The sequence below is a fragment of the Candidatus Parvarchaeota archaeon genome (genome assembly GCA_016866895.1).
Classification (GTDB): domain Archaea; phylum Micrarchaeota; class Micrarchaeia; order Anstonellales; family VGKX01; genus VGKX01.
Genome location: VGKX01000081.1, coordinates 1 through 5,314 on the forward strand (window position 1 = coordinate 1; position 5,314 = coordinate 5,314).

The 5,314-nt window shown below is 51.0% G+C and carries 4 protein-coding genes; 3 read left to right on the forward strand and 1 reads right to left on the reverse strand.

The window, feature by feature from the left end; translation table 11 throughout:
* Window positions 1–582 precede the first annotated feature (582 nt).
* Window positions 583–2,037: a cation:proton antiporter gene (locus FJZ26_03830; protein MBM3229536.1), complete on the forward strand. Its 1,455-nt coding sequence runs from the start codon at window positions 583–585 to the stop codon at window positions 2,035–2,037.
* A 127-nt stretch (window positions 2,038–2,164) separates the two neighbouring features.
* Here the strand turns inward: FJZ26_03830 and FJZ26_03835 are convergent, their stop codons facing one another.
* The gene (locus FJZ26_03835; GenBank protein MBM3229537.1) at window positions 2,165–3,169 is read right to left on the reverse strand and encodes a hypothetical protein; all 1,005 of its coding nucleotides are present in this window, start codon (window positions 3,167–3,169) and stop codon (window positions 2,165–2,167) included.
* A gap of 199 nt (window positions 3,170–3,368) precedes the next feature.
* Between FJZ26_03835 and purH the strand changes: the two genes are divergently transcribed.
* Both purH and FJZ26_03845 read left to right on the forward strand, forming a co-directional pair.
* Entirely contained in the window at window positions 3,369–5,030 is a 1,662-nt protein-coding gene (gene purH, locus FJZ26_03840; protein MBM3229538.1) for a bifunctional phosphoribosylaminoimidazolecarboxamide formyltransferase/IMP cyclohydrolase, read from the forward strand.
* Window positions 5,031–5,121: 91 nt separating this feature from the next.
* A partial coding sequence (locus tag FJZ26_03845) for a hypothetical protein (GenBank protein ID MBM3229539.1) occupies window positions 5,122–5,314 on the forward strand: 193 nt, incomplete at its 3' end.

Here is a 5,314-nt window from a genome sequence, read left to right on the forward strand (position 1 = left end):
TTGCCCTGATAATTGTATTCCTGCTCTTGCTTGCAATCACGGTTCTTGAATACTACAGGCGCGCCATTTCCTACGAGGCTGCACGGGTGTTAATAGAGGCGCTTTCTGTCACACTGACTTTGACGGTTCTTTTTTCGGCATTTTTGTCCCTTGAGGCAACACGAAAAAACAGCGTGGCGTCAAGCGAGCTTGCAGTCAAGCCTTCCATAGTCTGGAATTTTAGGCAGGCCGAAGGCGGGCTTTTCCTGGACATTGAAAACCATAAAAACGATGCGTTTGACTTTAGGATGCACATGGAAGCTGACGGGGAAAAAGCCACTGTCAGAGAGCGGCACCTTGAAATATCCGCCCTTGGAAACAAAAGGGTGTACTCTGTTGAGATGGGGGAATTTTTCAAAAAATTCCAGGCAGGGCAGAGATTTATGCTTGGCATAAGCGAGTCTTACGTATCGACTTTGGGCGGCCGATACCATTACACTTACCACAAGGAGATGGGAGTTGGCAAGGGCGGCAAAATACTTTTTTCGCAGCGGAGGATAGCTTCCGCAAAATTGCCGTGGCTTGAAAAGCCAATCAAATTCAATGACGATTAGTTGCTGGAAGCAGCCTCGTCAGGATTGCCAAGAATTGATTATAATCCTTTGCGCAGCAAATGACATTATGAGAAGCGAAATTGCCAAGATTGTCACCAGAGGCAAGGCCTGGGGAGGATTCCTGGTCATATTGCTTGGGCTGCTTTTGCTTGCAATGGTTCTGGGGGCGGCTTTTTTCGGGCACCTCAACGAGGACAAGCGGATCTGGGTTGAAATTTCCCTTCTGCTTTTGGTGTCCCTGGTGGCTGAAAGGATTATACAGCAGTGGAAGCAGCCGTTTGTCATGGTGCTTTTGCTTCTTGGTATCATTATATCCCCCTACACGCTAAGCGTTGCCTGGCCTGCCGCCATGGGCGCCCTGACGACCCTGGCAGGGGCTGTTGGGATGGTGCTGCCGGCAACAGGCGTACCTGAAGTCGTTGTTGGGAGCGAGATAATCAAGGCATTTGCGAACATCGGCGTGATTGTGCTTCTTTTCCGCATAGGGTTGCACAGCGAGATTGACAAGGTATTCAACCTCAAAAACCTGTTGGTGGCGGTAGGGGGCGTGGCGCTTCCGTTTGCAGCCGGGTTCTTTTTCGCGCAGGCTACCGGAGGGGGGTTTGCATTTTCGCTTTTTGTGGGCGCCGCACTGACCGCGACCTCGGTGGGAATCACAGTAGCAGTGCTTGAGGAGATGAAGGTTGTGGACAGGCCTTTTGCCCAAATTATCCTAGGGGCTGCTGTCATTGACGACATACTTGCATTGATTGTGCTTGGACTTGTAAGCTCGGCTCCGGAAAGCATATCTGCGGATGCCTTGCCGCAAGTGGCGCAGATGGTAGGAGTTGCCCTTGCGTTTGTTGTATGCGGGCTTGGGCTTGGAAGGCTTTTTGTTGAAAGGTTTTTCAGCTTTGAGGAGCAGGAGCTTTCCAAAAGGACGCTGTCTGGGCTGCTTGCAGTGCTTTTTTTCTACTCATTTGCTTCCGAAGCCCTTGGACTTTCTGCGATTATCGGCGCGTTCATTGCCGGGCTTGTGATAAGCCACTCCCCGCTTTCAGGCAAGCTCAACAGGGCGCTGTTCCCGATAGACGTTCTTTTCACCCCGATATTTTTCATTTCCATTGGCATGTTTGTGGATGTATGGAAAATACCCGGGGTGCTGTTCCCAGTCCTGGCGCTTAGCGCCATTGCGGTGCTTACAAAAATAATCGGCTGCGGCATGCCCGCGCTTCTTGCAGGCTTGAAGCCAAAACAAGCACTGGTGGTTGGGTGGGGAATGGTGCCAAGGGGAGAAATAGCCCTTATCATAGCCTTGCTTGGAATAACCCTGCTTGACCAATCAGGAAAGCCGGTGCTGGATGTCACCCAATACACGATTATTGCCTCAATGGCATTCCTGACCACGGTTGTTGTGCCGCCCGGGCTGCACGCGCTGGTTGGATTGGAGCACAGCAAAGCTTGAACTGCCCGCGCATGATTCGCAACTGGGGCCACCCGAAGCTTTAGCAGCTGGTTTCCAGTGCCTAAGCAACTAATTCCAGGCTGCAAAAACAAGATCCGTATTGTCTGGCTTTTCAGACAGGGTTGTGCTAGCTTCCGTAGGCCTCAAGCCTTGCCTTTGCAATGAGGACTGCCACGCGCTGGCGCCCTATTTTTACAGGCTTGTCTGAAAAAAACAGGTCCGCGTTTTGCTCCACTGCCCCAAGAGTCTCAATTGCCATGTAGAAGTTGACAAGGGCAAACATCTTGTAGCCCCTGAACTGCGCTGGCATGCTGTCAATGTATTTTCTCGAGTTGGCAACGTGCGACCGCGCATCTTTGACCATTTCGCAAAGTGCCTTGAGCGAAAAGCTGCGGTTTTTTGAAAGAAGGAGCTCTTCATCGCGATGATGCGCAAGCAGCTGCCTTGGCCAGAAGTATCTGCCTCCAAGAACATCCTGCCGGAAGTCCCGGATGATGTTGACTTTCTGCAAAAGCAGGCCAAAATCCCTGCAAGTTGCCCTCAGCGCGCTTTTTTTGCCCTCCTCGACAACTCCCTGGCAGATAATGTCCGTCAAAAACCCGCCAACTGTGCCTGCAACGCAGTAGGAGTATTCGTCAAGGTCCTCAAACGACATGATTTTTTTTGTCAGGTATTTTTTCATGCCATCGTTCATCTGCTTGAACCATTTGTGCTGCGAGAGTATGAATGGCTTGTCAAACTTTGTGATTGCAACATAGACTTTGTAGAGGTTTGAAACCAGCTTTCCGTATGCGACGTGCGAGATGTGGGCCGAGGAGCGGGAGATTATGTTTGCAAGCCTTGCCTTGATTTTGACCTTTTCAAGCGAATGGCTGTCAAATGAATCCGCAGAGATAAGCTCAATCCACTCGTCCATGAGGATTTTTTTAAGCTCGAGGGGGATTGGGGAGTCCTCAAGCGTGTCAAGCACGCGGGCTACTATGTAGCCCACAGTCACCTTGTCCCGAAGCTCGTGCTCAAGCATGGGGATTGTCAGGGCAAAGGAGCGCGAGACTTCAAACAGTGCGTCCCTGCAGTATGCAACAGCAAGCTCCTGCTCGCCTTTGTATGCGTATTTGTAATCTTTGACCATGAGTTTCACGCATTATTAGTCGCTGCGGCCTGCCCTGGATTTGCCTGCCCTGTGCCACGGTGCTGCCAAAGACCGCGGGGGCCAAAAACTGCAAAAACCATCATTTGTTTTTGCATTTTTTGCTTTTTGGCTGGGAATGAATAAAAAGATGATACAACAGTGGTGTTTTTATTTTAATTGAGGCAAATAGATACAATATATGTGTCCTAGCACAAATAATCCCCTTAGCCTGGGGACTGGAGCCAAGAATGGCCCTGGTTCGCCTGATGCAGATTCTGGCACAAAGGCTGCGAAAGCGACTGGTTGTAGAATAAAAAGAGCATTGATTTCTGTTTTTGACAAGAGAGGGGCGGTAGAATTTGCCTCGGGGCTTGCAAGGCTTGGGGTTGAGATTGTCTCAAGCGGAGGCACTGCAAGACAGCTTTTGCAGGCCGGGATACGCGCAGTTGAAGTCTCAAGCCTTACTGGCTGGCCAGAGATGTTTGAAGGCAGGGTAAAGACAATGCACCCGAAAATCCACGGCGGGATTCTTTACAGGAGAGGCGTGGAGAATGATGAGGCCCAGGCGCAAAAAAACCTCATACCGCAAATCGACCTGGTCGCAGTAAACCTCTACCCATTTGAGCAGGTGACTGGAAAGCAGGACGTTTCAATTGATGTTGCACTTGAAAACATTGACATAGGCGGACCGGCGCTTTTGCGGGCTGGCGCAAAAAACCACAAGGACGTGGTTGTCGCAGTCGACCCGCGTGACTACCCAGGCATCCTGGAGCAGCTTGAAAAAAACGGGGATGTGGGCGCGCAAATGAGGGCAGAGCTTGCGATAAAGGCGTTTGAGAGGACAAGCTCTTATGATGCGGCCATTTGCAGGTATCTTTCAGGGCTAAGCGACACCGACATGTACCCGGACTTTCTTGAAATGCGCTTTGCAAGAGCCTACCCGCTTCGCTATGGCGAAAACCCAAGCCAGAAGGCTGCTGCTTATCGGATACTTGGCATGACAAGCATCTTTGACTCCAAGATACATGCAGGAAGCAAGGCCATGTCATACAACAACTTTTTGGACGCGGACTCGGCTTTTGGGCTAATCAGGGAGTTCAAGGATGAGATTGCAACCGTGATTCTCAAGCACAACAACCCGTGCGGCGGGGCGTGCGCAGAAACTCTTGAGGAAAGCTATGTCAAGGCACATGCTTGTGACCCTGAATCTGCATTTGGCGGCGTGATTGCCTTTTCAAGAAAGGTGGATGCAAAGACTGCCGCCGCAATTGGCTCAAAATACATTGAAGTTGTCCTTGCGCCGGGGTATGAAGCCGAGGCAGTTGAAATCCTCAAGCAAAAGGAGAGCAGGAGAATAATGGATGTTTCCAACATCTGGGACATGAGCACGCAGAGGGCCGTAAACTTCAGATACATAACAGGTGGGATGCTCTACCAGGGCCGCGACCCTGGCATATATGACAAGGCTGCGGCAAAAGTAGTCACTTCAAAAAAGCCAACTGACGCACAGCTTGAGGATGCTTATTTTGCAACCAAATTTGCCAAGCACACAAAATCAAACGCAATATCCATTGCAAAAGACCTGCAGCTTGTTGGAAACGGGGCAGGGCAGATGAGCAGGGTGGATTCGTGCAGCATCGCGGTAGAAAAGGCAAGGCGCTTTGGCTTTGAGCTGGATGGCACGACTGCCGCCTCCGACGCGTTTTTCCCTTTCAGGGACGCAGTGGATGCGCTTGCAAAAGCCGGGGTCGGCTGCATTGTCCAGCCAGGCGGCTCTGTGCGCGACACTGAAGTGATTGCGGCTGCTGAAGAATATGGGATTGCAATGATACTGACAGGCAGGCGGCACTTCAAGCACTAGAGCCTGGAGCGTCTAATGCCTGAAAACAGGATTCGGGACAAGCTTATAAAGTCTTTTTGTTATAAATAAGTGTAATAAGTGAGTTGTAGCCATGGAAAAGAAAACAAACTCTGCCGGACTGAAACCTGTCGCTGCCCTAGTGGCGCTGCTTGTCCTTGCAGCCCCCGCGCTTGCCTTGGCAGCCGGAACAGGCGGAAATGAAGGCACTTCTGATTTGGCATATGAAAAGGCAAAGGGGGCGTTTATTGCCTACGATAGCGCACGCCAGAACTACATCCAGCACG